Annotated in this window: 17 protein-coding genes and 1 pseudogene; 15 read left to right on the top strand and 3 right to left on the bottom strand. The window is 52.5% G+C overall.

Going from position 1 to position 16,433, the window contains the following annotated elements; genetic code table 11:
* Positions 1 to 309: 309 nt before the first annotated feature.
* Positions 310 to 552 (top strand): glycine zipper 2TM domain-containing protein, encoded by a 243-nt coding sequence (locus ACR0C3_RS07875; protein WP_170374962.1) that lies wholly within the window; start codon positions 310 to 312, stop codon positions 550 to 552.
* 363 nt (positions 553 to 915) lie between these two features.
* A complete protein-coding gene (locus ACR0C3_RS07870; protein WP_480757973.1) occupies positions 916 to 2,628 on the top strand; it encodes an adenylate/guanylate cyclase domain-containing protein in 1,713 nt (570 codons plus the stop codon).
* 215 nt (positions 2,629 to 2,843) lie between these two features.
* On the opposite strand, the gene ACR0C3_RS07865 is transcribed toward ACR0C3_RS07870, so the two are convergent.
* Positions 2,844 to 3,731 (bottom strand): LysR family transcriptional regulator, encoded by an 888-nt coding sequence (locus ACR0C3_RS07865; protein WP_480757972.1) that lies wholly within the window; start codon positions 3,729 to 3,731, stop codon positions 2,844 to 2,846.
* 100 nt (positions 3,732 to 3,831) lie between these two features.
* Between ACR0C3_RS07865 and ACR0C3_RS07860 the strand changes: the two genes are divergently transcribed.
* The 7 genes and pseudogenes from ACR0C3_RS07860 (at position 3,832) to ACR0C3_RS07830 (ending at position 11,168) form a co-directional block, all read left to right on the top strand.
* Complete coding sequence (locus ACR0C3_RS07860; protein ID WP_480758174.1) at positions 3,832 to 5,142, top strand: aminotransferase class I/II-fold pyridoxal phosphate-dependent enzyme; 1,311 nt, start codon at positions 3,832 to 3,834, stop codon at positions 5,140 to 5,142.
* Between the two features lie 133 nt (positions 5,143 to 5,275).
* Positions 5,276 to 6,067 carry a hypothetical protein gene (locus tag ACR0C3_RS07855; protein WP_480757971.1) on the top strand — a complete coding sequence of 264 codons (792 nt, stop codon included), beginning with the start codon at positions 5,276 to 5,278 and terminating at the stop codon, positions 6,065 to 6,067.
* A gap of 222 nt (positions 6,068 to 6,289) precedes the next feature.
* Positions 6,290 to 7,438, top strand: coding sequence for an amidohydrolase (locus ACR0C3_RS07850; protein ID WP_480757970.1), 1,149 nt, complete (start codon positions 6,290 to 6,292; stop codon positions 7,436 to 7,438).
* 21 nt (positions 7,439 to 7,459) lie between these two features.
* Positions 7,460 to 7,849: pseudogene (locus tag ACR0C3_RS07845) on the top strand (aminopeptidase P family N-terminal domain-containing protein).
* Between the two features lie 6 nt (positions 7,850 to 7,855).
* Complete coding sequence (locus tag ACR0C3_RS07840) at positions 7,856 to 8,587, top strand: M24 family metallopeptidase (protein ID WP_480757969.1); 732 nt, start codon at positions 7,856 to 7,858, stop codon at positions 8,585 to 8,587.
* A 395-nt stretch (positions 8,588 to 8,982) separates the two neighbouring features.
* Complete coding sequence (locus ACR0C3_RS07835; RefSeq protein ID WP_480757968.1) at positions 8,983 to 9,633, top strand: DedA family protein; 651 nt, start codon at positions 8,983 to 8,985, stop codon at positions 9,631 to 9,633.
* A 230-nt stretch (positions 9,634 to 9,863) separates the two neighbouring features.
* On the top strand, positions 9,864 to 11,168 hold the full coding sequence (locus ACR0C3_RS07830) for a CitMHS family transporter (protein WP_480757967.1): 1,305 nt from the start codon (positions 9,864 to 9,866) through the stop codon (positions 11,166 to 11,168).
* A gap of 108 nt (positions 11,169 to 11,276) precedes the next feature.
* On the opposite strand, the gene ACR0C3_RS07825 is transcribed toward ACR0C3_RS07830, so the two are convergent.
* Complete coding sequence (locus ACR0C3_RS07825; RefSeq protein WP_480757966.1) at positions 11,277 to 11,900, bottom strand: TIGR02466 family protein; 624 nt, start codon at positions 11,898 to 11,900, stop codon at positions 11,277 to 11,279.
* Between the two features lie 247 nt (positions 11,901 to 12,147).
* Here ACR0C3_RS07825 and ACR0C3_RS07820 point away from each other — a divergent pair, with 247 nt between their 5' ends.
* From ACR0C3_RS07820 to ACR0C3_RS07810, 3 genes are all read left to right on the top strand, one after another.
* Positions 12,148 to 12,693: a hypothetical protein gene (locus ACR0C3_RS07820; protein WP_480757965.1), complete on the top strand. Its 546-nt coding sequence runs from the start codon at positions 12,148 to 12,150 to the stop codon at positions 12,691 to 12,693.
* 63 nt (positions 12,694 to 12,756) lie between these two features.
* Positions 12,757 to 13,230, top strand: a complete 474-nt coding sequence (locus ACR0C3_RS07815) for a helix-turn-helix transcriptional regulator (RefSeq protein ID WP_480757964.1) — start codon at positions 12,757 to 12,759, stop codon at positions 13,228 to 13,230.
* Positions 13,231 to 13,472: 242 nt separating this feature from the next.
* Positions 13,473 to 13,721, top strand: coding sequence for a hypothetical protein (locus ACR0C3_RS07810; RefSeq protein ID WP_480757963.1), 249 nt, complete (start codon positions 13,473 to 13,475; stop codon positions 13,719 to 13,721).
* 532 nt (positions 13,722 to 14,253) lie between these two features.
* Here ACR0C3_RS07810 and ACR0C3_RS07805 read toward each other — a convergent pair.
* The gene (locus ACR0C3_RS07805; RefSeq protein WP_480757962.1) at positions 14,254 to 14,850 is read right to left on the bottom strand and encodes a Crp/Fnr family transcriptional regulator; all 597 of its coding nucleotides are present in this window, start codon (positions 14,848 to 14,850) and stop codon (positions 14,254 to 14,256) included.
* Positions 14,851 to 14,894: 44 nt separating this feature from the next.
* Here ACR0C3_RS07805 and ACR0C3_RS07800 point away from each other — a divergent pair, with 44 nt between their 5' ends.
* The 3 genes from ACR0C3_RS07800 to ACR0C3_RS07790 all read left to right on the top strand — a co-directional run bounded on the left by ACR0C3_RS07800 (position 14,895) and on the right by ACR0C3_RS07790 (position 16,416).
* Positions 14,895 to 15,491, top strand: coding sequence for a Spy/CpxP family protein refolding chaperone (locus ACR0C3_RS07800; RefSeq protein ID WP_480757961.1), 597 nt, complete (start codon positions 14,895 to 14,897; stop codon positions 15,489 to 15,491).
* A 63-nt stretch (positions 15,492 to 15,554) separates the two neighbouring features.
* Entirely contained in the window at positions 15,555 to 15,890 is a 336-nt protein-coding gene (locus ACR0C3_RS07795) for a hypothetical protein (protein ID WP_480757960.1), read from the top strand.
* Positions 15,891 to 15,948: 58 nt separating this feature from the next.
* Positions 15,949 to 16,416 carry a DUF411 domain-containing protein gene (locus tag ACR0C3_RS07790; protein WP_480757959.1) on the top strand — a complete coding sequence of 156 codons (468 nt, stop codon included), beginning with the start codon at positions 15,949 to 15,951 and terminating at the stop codon, positions 16,414 to 16,416.
* Positions 16,417 to 16,433: the final 17 nt, after the last annotated feature.

The raw sequence follows: 16,433 nt of genomic DNA, 5'->3' as shown, positions 1-16,433 counted from the left end.
TCACTGATAATTAATCAAGAAATACGGTTCACATCCCCTGATTTGTCCCCCAATTTCTCGTTGTTGGAGCTTCACGCCTTGGGTGTGAACTATGGGCGCTTGGGATCATTTTTCAACCTTTGGAAAATGGTAGGGCCGGATCTCAGGTTTTTCAGGTGGCCGTTAAGCCAAGGCGAAACCTTGGACCTCAGGTTCTCATTATTAAGATTTGGTTAACCTCAAATCCCAAAGGCGCTGAAGCCTTGTACAATAGATGGCTAGGAGCCACCTAGTCAGACAACCAATTCGAAAGTTTGAGAGGCGTTCTGGATGAAGAAGACATTGATAGCTTGCGCGCTTGGAGGTTCTCTACTCGTGGCTGCTTGCGGAGCGCCGACAACGCCAACGCAGGCCCAAGCACAGCACGACGCACGCTGCGCGGCGGGTGTCCTCGGCGGCGCTGCCCTTGGCGGGGTAGTTGGAAATCGGTTTGGTGGTGGAACAGGCAAGACGCTAGCAACAGCAGCCGGTGCTGGACTAGGGATGTATGCTGGTCAATCAGCTTGCAACTAGCAGCGCCCAACCAGCGGGGACCTGCGCTACCGCAATTTGCGGCTTGCGTGACCAACTTCACTGCACTCTTTCGCAGATCCATCCATAACTAGCGCATTAAGAAACTAGCGTTGGTGTACTTGAGAACGCGAATTTTCCTCCTCCCTGTTGGACTGGGGTGCGCTTGTGATTAAGCGCGCCTCTTTTTATCGGTCGACGAGATGAAGCCCGCAACCCAGAGGCGGGGTAATCAGCGTCTGCAAATGGCCCGAAAGCTGGCGTTAATCAAAAAAGCTTGGAATTCGGCGGTTAGCTCAATGGTGACCATGTCGGGCTGACAGAACCTGAGTGTCGCGTTAAGTTCCTAGAAACGGGGGTTAACGAATGGACAGAAGGCTTACCACAGTGCTTGCAGCTGATATTGTTGGCTACTCAGCACTGATGGATCGTGACCGGGAAGGTACGATTGCGGCGCTCAGATCATTCCGTGAAGAAACGCTTCAGTGTCTGCTGGAAGAGCATGATGGAACGCTGATCAAAAGTATGGGCGATGGTTGGATTGCCGAGTTCAAATCCACATCAGATGCCGCAGATTGCGCAATCGCAATACAGTCAGCTCAGAAACCGGACGGTATCAAACTTCGAATTGGCATTCATACCGGAGAGGTCGTCACGGATGGTGATGACATTTTTGGTGACGGAATAAATGTCGCCTCCCGTCTCGAAGCGCTGGCCGAGCCGGATCAAGTTCTGATGTCAGACACCTCGCACAACAGTTTGGACCGTGGTGATGCATCTCACTTCGAAGGCGGCGAGCAAACTGAACTGAAGAACATCACACGCCGAATTGGTGTTTGGCACTGGCCCAAAGGCACTTCGGCCAATCTTTCCACAACAACGGATGTCAGACCCGGGATTGCCGTACTTCCGTTCGACAACATGTCCGGTGACCCCGAACAGGAGTTTTTTGCAGACGGCATTACCGAGGACATCATCACAGAGCTGTCGCGTTTCCGCTGGCTGATGGTGTTGGCCCGAAACTCGTCATTCATGTTCAAAGGTAAAAGCACAGATATACGCGAAGTCGGGCGCACTCTTGGCGTGCGGTATGTTCTGGAGGGCTCGGTCAGACGTGCAGGTCAGCGCGTCCGCATTACAGGGCAGTTGATTGATGCAGAAAACGGCAGCCATCTTTGGGCAGATCGATTTGACGGTGTGCTTGATGATATTTTTGACCTTCAAGACAAAGTCACCGTTGAGGTCGTGACAGCGATTGAGCCATCGCTGAGGCACGCTGAAACAAACCGAGCTCGAGCGAAACCAACGGACAATTTGGAAGCCTACGAACTGTACCTTCGGGCGCAATCGCACTTCCATCTTTTGACGGACGAAGACAACCGCAAGGCCATACAACTCACAACACTCGCACTGGATCGTGATCCAGACTATACGTCCGCATCCGGGCTATTGGCTTGGTTGCATATTCAACGAATGGTTCAAGGGCTTGAACCTATTGGTGAGGGACCAAAGGAAGCTATCAAGGCCGCTGAACGGGTTCTCATGAGCGATCGTGCAGACGGGATCGCAATGGCGTATGCGGCGCATTCCATCTCAATGCTCGCGCGAGACCTGCCGCGTGCGCGGGACGTTTTCAAACAAGCGCTCAAGCAAAATCCAAACGCTGCAACAGTTCACATGCTAGCATCCATTAACCTATGCCTGCTTGATAGGCCGGAGGAGGCTCTGAAACACGCGGTTCAATCTGTCGACCTTAGCCCGCATGATCCATTGCGCCACGCCGCCTACCTTGCTCAGGCAAGCGCACTCTTTCAGCTTGAGCGATATGAGGAAGCGGCTGGAGCTTGTCGGGATGCTTTGTCAGTGCGATCCAGCTTCGTGATGAGTCATCTCATGCTGATCGCTTCTCTGGGGCACCTGACTGATGAAGAAGCCGCTCGCAAAGCGATTAAAGACCTGCAGATTTTGCGCCCAGGCTTGACTGCCGCTTCACAGGAAACCCAGATACCAATCTTCACTGTTCCAGCCTCCGCAAACAACTGGCGTGAAGGTTGGTTGAAGGCAGGGTTACCTCAATAGGTGAATGGTAAAGTCGGCAAACGGAGATTGACGCCAATCCATGCCAAGCTAGCGAAGTCGCAGAAACGTAAAACCTAGAAATCTGATACCCGCCGGAAAGGCTTTTTCCCTGCCGCATGCAAAAACTTTACTTTCTGCGTTGCGGCCGTTCACGCCAAGAAGAGCGATTGACTGCGCCGCGCCTAAAGCAGAAAGACTCGCCATCTCAGCAGTTCTTATCCGTTGAAGTGCGGTCCTCCCTCTCGAAGTAGACTAACGACCTCATCAATCGCAGGATGGCGTCTCGATCTATGTGGAAGCTCAAGGGCCAACACCCGACCCGTTCCGATACTTTCCGATGAAACTTTTTTGAGTTGTCCAGACTGAAGCGCCTGCTCAACCAGGCAACTGTGTCCCATAAGCACGCCCGCACCGGACTTCGCTTCTTCTACGGCAAGGGCGTATAGCGAATATCTCGGCCCCCTTTGGGGATCACCAACTGAAACACCCGTCGCCTCTGACCAAATGGACCAGTCTTCTTGCCACGTCTGGTCATGCAGCAACTGCGCGGTCTCTAGATCAAGACCATCTGCTATCTTTGGTGAACAAACTGGGAGGATTTCGTCTTCCGCAAGCACGATCTGATCCGGTGTTTCAGCCGAGACGGAAAAGAAAACCGACAGATCAAATAGTTCTCTCGATAGGCTGGGAGGCCTCTCCATTGCTGTCACCGAGACATTCAGGTCGGGACGCTTCTCGCGCAGCTTGCCCAATCGCGCTGGTAACCATAGCTGCGCAATTGAGGGCAAAGCGGCAATGTGGATCTCAGGGTTGGGTGCTAGGGTTCGCAAACTTTGCGTCGCCGCCGCGAGAAGATCAAAGGCATGTGTGAACTCTCCTGCTAGCTTGCGACCAGAGGAGGTTAACGAAACACCGTGAGCCCCTCTTTCAAACAAGGTAGTTCCGGCCCAGCCTTCCAAGGCCTTTATATGCTGTGAGACCGCGCCGGCCGTGACGCACAACTCCTCGGCCGCGGAAACGAAACTTTCTAACCTCGCCGCAGCCTCGAAGGCACGCAGAGCATTGAGGGGCGGCCCTTTGGGGCGACGTGGAGCGACAGCCATAGATCTCAGCCTTAGTTTTTCTATGCCCAGAAATAGCAAAACTGGTTTGCGTTGTCATTCCGATCTGTCCAATCTGTGTGCAGCCAAGGAGGGAATTGCGATGACCATAGAAATGAGAAACTGGGTGCCGACCGACAGCGAAGCACTGGTCCAGAAGATCGCAACCGAAACGTCTCGCACTTCATCCAAGGCTCTGCTGGATCGGATTGACCATTTAGCCACCCGAAATCGGGAAATCCACGAGCACGAATGCTTCAACCTAAATCCTGCAACCAATGTAATGAACCCGAGAGCTGAAGCCTTGCTGTCTTCGGGAATTGGCTCGCGCCCCTCGCTTGGATATCCGGGCGAAAAATATGAGATGGGACTTGAAGCCATCGAAGAAATCGAGGTCATCTCAGCCGAGCTTTGCGCGGAGGTTTTCGACGCAAAGTTCGCAGAAATCCGCGTGCCTTCTGGCGCGATTGCCAACCTCTATGGCTTCATGGCCACCTGCCAAGCCGGCGATACAATAATTGCGCCGCCGGCATCGATCGGTGGGCACGTGACACATCACTTCGCAGGATGTGCCGGGTTGTTTGGTTTGCATACAATAGATGCGCCAACCGATGCCGATGGCTACACTGTCGATCTCGACCAATTGCGCGCGCTTGTGCGAAGGGAGCGTCCCAAATTGATCACGATCGGCGGAAGTCTCAACCTTTTTGAACACCCAGTCAAAGAAGTACGGGCCATAGCAGATGAAGTCGGTGCCAAGGTGATGTTCGACGCCGCGCACCAATGCGGGATTATCGCGGGAAGAGCCTGGCGCAACCCCTTGGCCGAGGGCGCACACTTCATGACAATGAGTACGTACAAAAGCCTCGGCGGTCCTGCTGGGGGACTGATTGTCACAAACGATGCGGAGATTGCAAAGGATTTGGATGCCATTGCATTCCCAGGCATGACGGCGAACTTCGACGCCGCGAAGTCAGCTGCTCTTGCTGTAACGATGCTTGATTGGCGCGACTACGGAAAGGACTACGCTGCCGAGATGATCGCAATGTCCCGCGCAATGGCCCAGGGCCTCGATGCGCAAGGTGTTCCAGTTTTTGCCGGACGCGAGGGCTTCACCGCCTCTCACCAGTTCGCTGTTCTGGCAGAAAGCTTTGGCGGTGGACAGGCTGCATCCAAGACCCTACGCAAAGCTGGGTTTCTGTCTTGCGGCATTGGCCTGCCGGTGACGGAAATCGAAGGTGATATGAATGGTCTGCGCATAGGTACGCCCGAGTTGGTGAGATGGGGCATGACGTGTGATCACTCCGACAGGCTGGCTTCTCTGATTGCGCGCGGACTGAAGGGCGACGATATCGCCGCCGAAGTGGCTGACTGGCGCCGTTACTTCGCGAGCGTGCACTTCGTTCATAGCTAAGTCTGTAAAAATCGCCGCAGGAGAAAAAATGATCGCTTCGTCCTATAAAGCGGTCACTCAGACAGAACGCAGCGAACGACTGCTCTGAGCCTAGCAGAGACATCTCCACATCCTCGCATTACAATCGATCGAAATGGAACGCGATAACGGAAAAGAGCCTAGGATTGCCCGAGGCAGGATTGTTGTGCCGGCAGAACTGTCGGCCTGTGAGCGGCGAGCTCTGTCGAACAGACTATATTCAGTACATCAAAAGATCTTTGCGGGTGTTTCCGCCGAAGAGTTTCATCAGCACGTGATAGCACCGCCGGCAGAAGCAACATCCATCCAGCTTTACTGCGCGGCAGACCAAAGTTTTATTGGTTATTGTGCAGTTCACCGCTATCGACGCCAAGTGCATGGGCGCAGCGTCATTGTATTGCGGGCAGAGGCTGGGTTGGCACCTGGGTTTCGCGGGCGCGGCGCAACTTACGGCTTCGGCATCGTACGTGCTTTAACTGAAAAACTAAGCCACCCATTCACCCCAGTGTACTATCTCGGCACACTCGTTCACACGTCGAGCTATCACCTGTTCTGCAAGTATTTTCGGCGAATTTTCCCGCACCCGGATGTTAAGTCGCCAGGCGATATTCAGGAAATCGCTCGCCAGCTCATAGAAAGCTTCTCTGATCCGGCAGTTCGTCCCGAAGACCCGTTTGTGCGCGACGTCGGATGGGTCACAATCGAAACACCGCAAGAAAAACGTCTCAATGAACGGCTTGATCCATCAGATGTGCAGTTCTTTAAGCTACGCAATCCAGGTTTCACAAAGGGTCACGGCCTTGTCGTTCTAATTCCGATGACCTGGCTCAACCTTTTAGGAGCACTTCTTTCACGTCTTTACGAGCGCGCGCGTATCGCTTCCGGAATTCATAAACCCGACCTTTGATTGAATGGTGACTTTGCCTGCAGAGCGGTCATTCAAGCAAAGAGTAGCGAACTACCGCTTTGAACCCAAAATGGACAATGCTGCGACCGGCACGTATGTCTGCTTTGATCAAACGCTGGTGATCCAGGTACTTGTTAAATTTCATGCCATAGGTCGTTTTCCGGCCTGCCTTGACGAGTTTTCAAGTTAACGTCGTTGGAGACCATCCAGCGAGAACAACGAATGCCACCAATAGACCTGATTGCACTACGCCATGAATTTCACAGAATGCCCGAACTCGGGTTTGCTGAAGAAAAAACTAAGGCACGGGTTGCGGGCATCCTTGAAGATCTCGGAATTGAGACCCATGTCGGCGCGGGTGTTGTTGGTGTCCTTAAACGCGGGACGGGCAATCGCGCCATCGGTCTACGAGCCGACATGGACGCACTGCCGATACATGAGACCAGCAGCCATGACTATGTCTCCCAGACGGCTGGTGTTATGCATGCCTGCGGGCATGACGGCCATATGACCATGCTCTTGGGCGCGGCGGCAGCCCTTGCTAAAGAGCCCGATTTTGATGGCACGGTGGTGTTCATTTTCCAACCCAACGAAGAGCACGGATTGGGCGCGCAAGCCATGATTGCCGAGGGTGTGCTAGAGCGTTTTCCCGTTGAGGAAGTCTATGCCATTCACAATCTTCCTGCCGCGCCGGTGGGGCAGATTTCCACGCGGCCCGGTCAAATCTGTTCGAGCGAAAGCCTGTTTGAAATTCTGATCGAAGGACAAGGAGGTCACGCCTCCATGCCGCAAGTTGGGCGGGATGCGATTACCATCGGGGCAGAGATTGTGCAGGCCTTGCAAACCATCGTGTCACGCAAGCTTGCTCCGGGCGCGGGTGTTGTCGTTTCGGTAACGGAATTCCTGACCGATGGTCAGCGCAATGTCCTACCTGGTGTCGCAACTCTAAAGGGGGATGTGCGCGCACGGACGCCAGAAGATCGCGAGGAGGTCGCGCGGCTTATGCGCCAGCTTGCCGAAGGTATCGGAGCCGCCCACGGCGTAAAAGTATCTATGACATTTAACACAGAATTCATCGAGACGATCAACGCCCCGGAACAAACTCGCGCTGTCGTAGACGCAGCTCTCGTCTTAGGGCTGGAGACTGAAGGCAATCGCGAACCCATGAGTTTCTCGGAGGATTTTGCGCACTTCTCGGCCGCTGTTCCAGGGTGCTTCTTGCTGCTCGGCAACGGGCAAGAGGGGCCGTGCGGCCAACCGCTCCATTCGGACGACTACGATTTCAACGATGATCTGTTGCCAATTGGGGTCGCGTTTTGGGCACAACTAGTGCGTGACCGCCTGCCGGTAGCCGGAAACGGATGCGATTGACCATGTTAGAATCCCGCATGAATAGGCTTCGCGTCGAAATGGGTAAAAAAAGGGCTTGATGTCGCTCTCATCACCGATGACGACAATGTCTATTACCTGACAGGGTAATACGACTATTTGCACATGGAATTTGGCCGCCCGAACATATTGGTGGTGCCGCGCGACGGTTCCAGCCTGTTGATCACACCCACAATTGACCTCATCGCTGCTCAATCTGCGGCGTGTGTAGACAAGATTGCGGCGTGGAATGACGGAATGGGTGCGGAATGGCGCGCTGAATTGCCTGCCGCCATCAAAGGTGCCAGGCGTATTGGAATAGAATCCAATCACATGCCAGCCCTTGTGCGCGCATACATTGATGAACTGGTTGGTGCGCAAAATCTCACCTCGGTCACACCGATCCTGTCCTAGATGCGGATGATCAAATCCGACCGAGAACTACTACTTGCCCGCCATGCAGGTCAGATCGCAAACGCCATGATGAACGCCGGTCGCGCTGCCATAGGCGATGGTGTGCCAGAATACGAAGTAGCCCTTGCCACATCGCAAGCGGGGACGCGCAAAGCGGCAGAACTCCTGAGCGCGTATTACGACGACACCGATATGTCGCCGAATACGCACTTCCTGCAAATCATGGCTTCGGGCGAGGCAATCACTAAGACACATCACCGCGCCACCACACGTATCATGCGGCGCGGCGAGCCAGTGTTCCTCTGCTTGTGCGGCATAACCAATTTTCACCGCTTCAAGCTGGGCTTTGACCGAACCTTTTGGATTGGCGAGATTAATGACCCATCTCAGGCCGCGGTCTATGAGGTCGCACTGGCCAGTCAGCAAGCCGCGCTTAAAGCGTTGCGACCCGGTGTAACAGCAGAAAGCGTTCACTCTGCATATGCAGAAGTTATTCAAGGTGCAGGATATGAGTATCCTTTTCGTTGTGGCCGCGCGACAGGTTTCAGCTTTCTGGAAACTCCGCAACTGGTTACTGGCGACACAACACTACTCCAGCCAGGAATGGTTTTTGCAGTGGATGGATCTGTGTCTGTAGACACCTTCCGTGCCCAGATCGGTGACAGTTTTATCATAACGCAAGACGGCTACGAGCCAGTGACCAATCATCCAAAGACAATTGATCAACTCATCTTGTGATCAGTCTTGAAGAGCCATCCCAATTTTAGCGAAGCTGTTCTAATGATAGAAAACGGCCATTGGTTTTGATGCAGTGAAAGCTCACTCTGTCGGCAATGCGGACATTCAGCGGAATTAACTGAAAGTCTGCTTCGAGCCCAAAGCGAACGATGCTGCTCGATGCCCCAATGACAGCGATGCGCAGAAAGCTGGCTTTGCAAAGTCGAACGACTGGCCCTTGAGCGCCCTAGTGTAAATCCATCCCAAAAGCGGTTAATCCCTTGGGCGTTTAGTTACCAAGCAATAGAGCTAGACGCATGGTGGCTGGGCGGTGAACTAGATTGGACTGAAACAAGCAAGAGTGTCGCGCAGGATAGTCCATTTCAGGGAAGACAAGTCAAAGCCGGAAGCCATCAATGTCCGATTTACACAATTATTTTTTGTCGTTTTTGCAGGACTTCGGGCTTTTAGCGCTTTTTCTTGTGTTGTTTTTGGAAACGCTGGGCTTACCCGTTCCCGGTGAGACCATTCTGATATCCAGCTCTGCGATTGCTAGCCAAGGCGAACTCAACATCTTTGCTGTTATAGCTGTCTCTATCGCTGCGTCGATGGCGGGAGACAATGTAGCGTATTTTGTTGGTCGCCGATATGGTCGTAGTGTCGTCCTCTTGTATGGACCAAAAGTCGGCATCACTGAGACGAAATACGAAAAAGCGGAGCAAATAACAAAAAGCTATGGAGCATATGTTGTTGCCTCAGCCCGTTTCTTTGTCTTGCTTCGGCAGCTAAATGGGCTTGTGGCAGGTTCGACGGGAATGCGTTTGCAAACATTTGTTCTGGCCAATGCTATTGGATCATGCATTTGGGTACTCTTCTGGACAAAACTTACATACAAACTCGGACAGAACATCCCTTTACTTCCGTGGATGACCCATCATGCAGCAATAGTGGTCGGCATGTTGAGTGTGTCGGCCCTATTGCTGGTAGCCATATTGTCTCTGCGCACTTGGTATTTTGGAAAGACAGAAAGAGTAAAAACCGAAGATAGTCCACAACACCTTGACTGAAAAACTTCTCAAAGCTTACGACTTGCTCTTGGACCAATGGGGCGATTTTTAGATACCTTGGTGTATATGCGTATGTGGCGATCAATTCGGTCTCGGACCAGGGAAACGAATTGGGCCGCTACTAGGGAAAACTCAATATCAATAATCTTGAACCTGACCTTCTTGACCTGAATGACGCTCATGTATTGACTAAGTGTTGGTTTGATATCTTGTAAGAGGCACTTAGCGATATGGCGTGGATTGGATTGGCAACGATTGTGCTCGTTGTTGTGTCTCTCCTGACAGGCCGCGTAACTCCAGTCATAGCATTAATACTATTTCCGCTCGCAGGAGCGTTATTGGCGGGTTTCGGTCCTACAGATTTGTCGGAGTTCTTTAACTCAGGCCTACTTCGTGTGGCACCGGTCGCCACGATGTTCATCTTTGCGATCCTCTTCTTTGGCATCTTGCAAGATACAGGGCTTTTTCGCCCGATTATCAATTGGATCATTGGGGTGACCAAGGGCAATGCGGTGGCGATTACCGTTGCAACGGCAATGGTCGGCGCTCTGGCCCATCTGGATGGCGCTGGCGCAACGACATTTCTTCTAACTGTTCCGGCCCTGCTACCACTTTATGTTGGGCTCGGAATGAACCGCTATTTGATGTTGATGATGCTATGCTTGGGTGCCGGTCTGGCGAATATGCTTCCCTGGGCCGGGCCGTTGGGCAGGGCCTCTGCTGTCTCGGGTATTGATCTGACAGTGCTTTGGCACCCTCTGATACCCATTCAGATTGTCGGGTTGGTTCTGTTGGCCGGCTTCGCAGTCCTAATGGGACTTCGCGAGAAACGCATAATGTCCAAGACAACAGGTGTTGAGAACCCGACAGGAAGCATGGCACAATACGCCTTGAAGGTGACTGACGAAGAATTGGCATTGGAACGCCCTCAACTCATTTTCGTAAATGGGGGTTTATTTTTGGCGACAGTAGTCGCGCTTGTGCTGGGCATACTGCCCCCCGCGTTTCTCTTTATGATCTCTCTTTCGTTGCTTCTAATCGTCAATTACCGCGACGTGGACAGCCAAGTAAACCGGATGAAAGCGCACGCACCTTCCGCGCTGACAATGGCTACGATTATCTTTGCTGCTGGGGCGTTCCTGGGCCTTATGGACGGTACAGGAATGCTCCGGGTTATGGCTGAGCAGGTGGTCGAGATCTTGCCTGAAAGCGTTGTACCAACATTGCATATTTGGGTCGGGCTGATCGGCGCTCCGCTTGAGTTGGTGCTCAGCACAGATGCATTTTACTTTGGTTTGATGCCGGTGATGCTGGAAATTGTGGAACCAACTGGCGTACCGACCGAAAGCATTGTCTATGCGATGCTCATCGGCAATATCATTGGCACCTTCATCAGCCCATTTTCGCCCGCCCTCTGGCTTGCACTTGGATTGGCCGGTGCAAGCATGGGGCGACACATTCGGTACTCGCTGCTCCCGTTGTGGCTGTTCTCAATCGCAGTTTTTGGGGTCGGTTTCTTGCTGGGGCTCTTTTGATCAATTCACAATCGGGTTTGATATGGATTCAAGTGATCTGCCCAAAATCACCACGCTTTTGCGTTTGATCTTTCAGCCATCAGACTAAGCCTTCTCAGGCTTAATGGTTCAGTCATGCCTCGGTCGCCGAAAAGTTGCGTTGAAGGCCACGGTAACGCGATTGGACTTGCTTTGATTGGGATGTACCCAATGGGTCAGGTAAGACGGGAATATGATCAGTTCGCCTGCCTTCGGCCTAAGCTTTCTTTTGTTCCGAAACGCGCTTGCCTTTAAAATCTCCCAGTGATGTAGCTCACTCCGAGGATCGAGAAATTCGATCATCCCAGAAGAGCCTTCTTCGATCTCGGGTTGGGAAACATAGTAAACCCCGGACCAATGCGCTCCGGGGTGAGTATGCGGCGCATTGTAACCTCCGACGGGATTAGCGTTTATCCACCCGAATAGTTTCAAGCGCAGTTCCTCTGGATCAACCCTGTCCGAGACCTTTCGTGTTATCTGAAAGACTGCACTTCTTGCTTCATCTCGCAGGGCGTTGACCGAGGGAACATCCCGCTCAAAGAGGTTCCCTTTTGAGTGCCACCCGCCTCGGTTGGACTTTGAGACGCCTTCATCTTCGTCGCGCATCTTTTCTGCTTCAAACAGCAAAGCAGCATTTAAGGCCGCGCTGTTGGGCACTTCCAAGCGCATCATCGGGGTGGAAAATAGCTTCTCGAATTTTTTGGCTTCGGGCATATTCTTCGTGTTACCTTCAAATGAAAAAATACAGTGTCGATTCAGTTCGCCCCCTTTGAGCGCAATAGCGTAAGCTTGATTGGGTTTGGTCTCTTACAGCCCCTTCGATGACATAGCTTTTTGAGATCTTCGTATCGTTGAAGAAATAGAGCTTTGGATCAAGCCCGGCAAAACCATCCAAAGTTATATTCCCAGGCTCGACCGCCATTGTTCTAATAAAATAAGTGCAAACGTTGAGGATCGGACCATGAAAAAGAACACCATTGGCGCAACGACGACTTTTATTTTGATGGCCACAACCGCATTGTCCCAAACCACCAAACAAGACGTTGTCGACGAGCTTACCGAGCAAGGTTTCAAGAGAATTGAAATTTCGAACACACTGTTTGGAAATCTTCGCTTCAAGGCGACGGGGCCTGGGATTGAAAGAGAAGTCATACTGGGAAAAGACGGAACAATTGTTCGGGATCGGTCTGAACGTGACGATGAATTCGATGACGAAGAAGACGACGATAGAGATTTTGACGACGAAGATGACGATGAAGGCTTCGACGACGAAAGCGACGATGAAGGGGACGACAACGAACGAGACGATGAAGGCGACGATGGCGAGGGTGATGAAGGCGACGATCGCGAAGGTGATGATGGCGGACGCGATAGCGAAGGCAGCGATAGCGAGGGTGACGGTGGCGGAGGTGATGGCGAAGGCAGCGATGGCGAGGGTGACGGTGGCGGAGGCGATGGCGAAGGCAGCGATGGCGAAGGCAACGATGGAGAGGGAGATGATGACTAGTGCACAATCCCAAATACGAGTTGGCGACCCTTAGATTTGAACGGGTGGTTAAATAAGGAAGTCATGTTCAAAGTGGGGATCGCACTTTATGCGATCTCCGCATTGGCATTTTTGATCGAACTAATTGGTGAAATCACTGGATATTATCTTTTTTCTGCTAGTTGGGTGGTGCACGAAATCACTGCAATCATAGCACTTTTCGGCTTTGCTATTGGGGGATTGTTGATTTGGCAAAGCCACAGACTTTTTTTACGGCGTCATCACGAAATCAAGCATAACCTGCGGATGGCTCAAGGTGAGTTTTTTCGGATGCTTGAACTACAATTCAATCAATGGGGCTTAAGTACCGCAGAACGGGACGTAGCATTGCTTACTGTCAAAGGATTGTCAGTCGCAGAAATAGCTAGCCTGCGTGAAACCAGTGAAGGCACAATAAAATCTCAGAACAACTCAATCTACAAAAAGGCCAAAGTGAAATCGAGAACGCAACTATTGGGTGTTCTCATTGAAGAGCTGTTAGTTGAAGAAAAAGAGTAGGTTTTTTTGCTCACAGGAACAGTCCTCGTAACGTCTGCTTAACGAGCTGCGGTCGCTAGTATTCAAACAAGGTCTAGCCTCCCTCAATATGTTGCTAATCGGCATAGTTGCATCAACCGTTTCGCAACTCGCCTATGTCTACTGCTCCGAAAGGTAGCTTCATAACCAGGATGTTCCACGCGGGCTAATCAAAACTGTGGAATCCGTTGAAAAAGCTGTTCGCAATAGTCACCAAAACCACATTGACCGTTCTGCCGGTATTGCTGGTTGCCGCTGCCATTGAACTCAACTGGTTTGGCTACCTGTTGAGAGTGTCACAACTGGCTGTGGTAGGCAAAGATCTTTACCTTGAGAACGGTCGTGAACCTAGCTTTGTGTTTGAAAAAGCGCTGATTGCCCCAGATGTATCTATTTCCATTCTGGCCGTGGGTGACATTGTTGGCTGCCCAAAAACGCAGTGGATTGGTCGACATTTCGAGACACTTACCTAATGGGCGGGATTTGCTTCTCCAGCAGAGCAATCCTACGTTGCTGCTTCAACGAAAGTCGCGCTTGCGAAGGGCTGGCCAATGGCACCTATTCTTGCATTGGGTGATATTGTGTACAGCAGTGGGTCTCCGCGAGAGTTTTCCAACTGTTTTGAACCGATCTGGGGAGAATTGAATTCAAGGACGTTGCCGGCATCAGGAAACCATGAGTATCGGACCCCCAGCGCTTTTGCGTATTACGACTACTGGGGAACGCAAGCTGGACCAGATCGTCGCGGTTACTATGCAGTTGAATACAACGATTGGCTAATTTTGTCCTTGAATTCGGAAGTAAAGGCTGGACCTGGTGTGTATACTGCTCTTACGCCACCGTTCCGTGTCCACCAATCCAAACGGGCGATAGCTGTTGCGGGTAAAACGAATATCGGTTTTGTCCCGTATTTTAGAAGTCATCGCACTCAGTTTTGAAGGTCACCTTCGGGATGCGAACAGCCAACCTTGGTCACCTTGGAGAATGGCAACACTAAGCCGATACCTACGATTTTGCTGCGAGACGGCGAGTGTCATTTTTCGCTCGACGCTTCGCCAACTCGCGATATAGCGCGGGGGGCGTTACTCCGATCCAATCGGCGACGCGCACCCATTCGCCTTCTTCAGGGGGACCGTAGAGTTCGAGGTAGGCAGCCAGCCGATCTGATACCTTTCGCAGGCGCATGACTTCAATGCGGATTCGCAAAGTCTGAAGATCTCTCGCTGTTCGTTCAAACGCTATGATCGAAAGATGGTTTGATGAAGTTGCATTCTCTAAATGCGTCATCAACTCGTCCCTCGGGAGGGATAAGACCGTCGTAGAAAGATTGGTCACAGCGTCGCAGTGGTAGCGGTCTGCGAACAGGGATGCTTCAGCGACCAGATCACCAGCGTTGGCTGTGTGTAGCGTCAAAAGCCCGCCGTCTTGCAGCGCTCGCCGAAGGAAGATCCGCCCCTTACGAACCAGGAAAGCCCATTCCACTCTGTCATCCCGCCGAAACAGAGTTTCGCCTTCTACCAACGTTCGCTTTGGTGCGTTGTCAAAACAATGAAGCCAATGACCCGACATGATTTCTATCATGTTCCGCATTGCCTCTTCCATGCAATCCCTACGTGCCAAAGCTGTCTCAACCGAGGATTTTAAACATGGCGACCAAGCGTTTGGCACTTCTTGTAGCGATTTCGCCCTCCATGGCTTTTTCCCAGACCCACTCTGGGAGCCAAAACACGACACCGTCGATCTATGCGGGTGAAAAAACACGCCTCATCAAAACTCTGTCGGAACAAGACCTGGAGGAGATCGCGCGTGGTGGTGGATGGGGTCTCGCCCGAGCAGCGGAGCTCAACGGCGTTCCGGGGCCAACGCATCTTCTCGAACTTGCCGATCAAATTGGTTTGACCGAAGAGCAGCTCCACGAAATCGAAGTGATCTGCGCGCATATGCAGGCAGACGCAATACTGGCAGGCAAACGTTTTATCGAAATGGAACAGGCGCTTGACTTGGCTTTTCAGCAAGGTGTTCTGACGGCAGAAACTCTTGAAGGACTGGTTGTCGAAGCGGGCGTGGCGCGAGCAGCCCTGCGCCTCGTCCATCTGAACGCTCACCTGCTGACATTGACGTTGCTGACTGATGCGCAAGTCAGCCAGTATTCAGTCTTACGCGGATATGCAGATGATCCATGTTCCACTGTTTCGGACGGACATGATCCAGAGATGTGGCGCACCCATAGTGGGTGCAACTAGGTTGTATGCGGTGAAACATCCTCGAAACTTGTCAAAACCTCATACCGCCAGTAGGTATTTGGTATGTTTCGCTTGCTCCTTTCGATACTTCTTGTTGTTGCATTCTCTGGCGCGTCCGCTGCGTCAGTGAAGCATGGCTTGACCCATGGATCGGATCATTCTGGTCATCATGCTCAAATGGCGGGCGACGATCCGTTGGCTGATACCGAGAAAGCTGCTGCGGATTGTTGCGACACTACCAGCGGCATGGGTTCAGCATCCTGTTTTGGTGATCTTGTCGCCACGGCGGGGATTTCTCCGATTGCTCCATTGGTGAACTCAGTGGGTGGTGTGACGTACGCTGGAGCCGATTTTTCGGGCCTCGCACTGGGTGTCCCTACCGGTCCTCCGAAAGCTTGAACGGCGACGGGCTCTCGCCCGCAATCCGTTCAAATTTCACGTCAAAGGACCGACAGACATGATCACACGTCGTCACTTCACCAAACTATCTGCAACTGCGCTCATCGCGACCGCTCTTCCCGTCCGTGCAGGCACCCCAATGCACGTGCTCAGCTCACCAGGTTGCGGATGTTGTCACGCCTGGGCCGACTTGGCTCGCGCACGTGGCTACGCCGTAACCGTTGAGGAACTGACCGACCCCGAGGCACAGAAGTCAGCGGGGGGTATCCCGCTGAACCTCGCATCCTGTCACACCATTGAAGCCGATGGTTATGTCTTTGAAGGCCATGTGCCGTTCGAAGCACTGGAAGCCGTTTTGAGGGATCGGCCTGGCATCACAGGGCTTGCTGTTCCTGGCATGCCAATGGGTTCCCCTGGTATGGGCGATGATCCGTCCGCCCGTTACGACGTCATTGCATTTGGGGGAGAGGCTGGGGCCGGTACAGTATACTACCGTGCGGGCACCGCGCAGCCGTTCGACACCTGATGCTAGGGCGCACAACA

This window comes from Ruegeria sp. CK3, assembly GCF_056536565.1.
Note: the sequence above shows the minus strand (reverse complement) of the source record. Positions and strands in the feature narration are given on the sequence as shown.

Coding starts and splice junctions, on each gene's coding strand:
- ACR0C3_RS07875 (WP_170374962.1), top strand. CDS start 310: ATGAAGAAGACATTGATAGCTTGCGCGCTTGGAGGTTCTCTACTCGTG.
- ACR0C3_RS07870 (WP_480757973.1), top strand. CDS start 916: ATGGACAGAAGGCTTACCACAGTGCTTGCAGCTGATATTGTTGGCTAC.
- ACR0C3_RS07865 (WP_480757972.1), bottom strand. CDS start 3,731: ATGGCTGTCGCTCCACGTCGCCCCAAAGGGCCGCCCCTCAATGCTCTG.
- ACR0C3_RS07860 (WP_480758174.1), top strand. CDS start 3,832: ATGACCATAGAAATGAGAAACTGGGTGCCGACCGACAGCGAAGCACTG.
- ACR0C3_RS07855 (WP_480757971.1), top strand. CDS start 5,276: ATGGAACGCGATAACGGAAAAGAGCCTAGGATTGCCCGAGGCAGGATT.
- ACR0C3_RS07850 (WP_480757970.1), top strand. CDS start 6,290: ATGCCACCAATAGACCTGATTGCACTACGCCATGAATTTCACAGAATG.
- ACR0C3_RS07840 (WP_480757969.1), top strand. CDS start 7,856: ATGATCAAATCCGACCGAGAACTACTACTTGCCCGCCATGCAGGTCAG.
- ACR0C3_RS07835 (WP_480757968.1), top strand. CDS start 8,983: ATGTCCGATTTACACAATTATTTTTTGTCGTTTTTGCAGGACTTCGGG.
- ACR0C3_RS07830 (WP_480757967.1), top strand. CDS start 9,864: ATGGCGTGGATTGGATTGGCAACGATTGTGCTCGTTGTTGTGTCTCTC.
- ACR0C3_RS07825 (WP_480757966.1), bottom strand. CDS start 11,900: ATGCCCGAAGCCAAAAAATTCGAGAAGCTATTTTCCACCCCGATGATG.
- ACR0C3_RS07820 (WP_480757965.1), top strand. CDS start 12,148: ATGAAAAAGAACACCATTGGCGCAACGACGACTTTTATTTTGATGGCC.
- ACR0C3_RS07815 (WP_480757964.1), top strand. CDS start 12,757: ATGTTCAAAGTGGGGATCGCACTTTATGCGATCTCCGCATTGGCATTT.
- ACR0C3_RS07805 (WP_480757962.1), bottom strand. CDS start 14,850: ATGGAAGAGGCAATGCGGAACATGATAGAAATCATGTCGGGTCATTGG.
- ACR0C3_RS07800 (WP_480757961.1), top strand. CDS start 14,895: ATGGCGACCAAGCGTTTGGCACTTCTTGTAGCGATTTCGCCCTCCATG.
- ACR0C3_RS07795 (WP_480757960.1), top strand. CDS start 15,555: ATGTTTCGCTTGCTCCTTTCGATACTTCTTGTTGTTGCATTCTCTGGC.
- ACR0C3_RS07790 (WP_480757959.1), top strand. CDS start 15,949: ATGATCACACGTCGTCACTTCACCAAACTATCTGCAACTGCGCTCATC.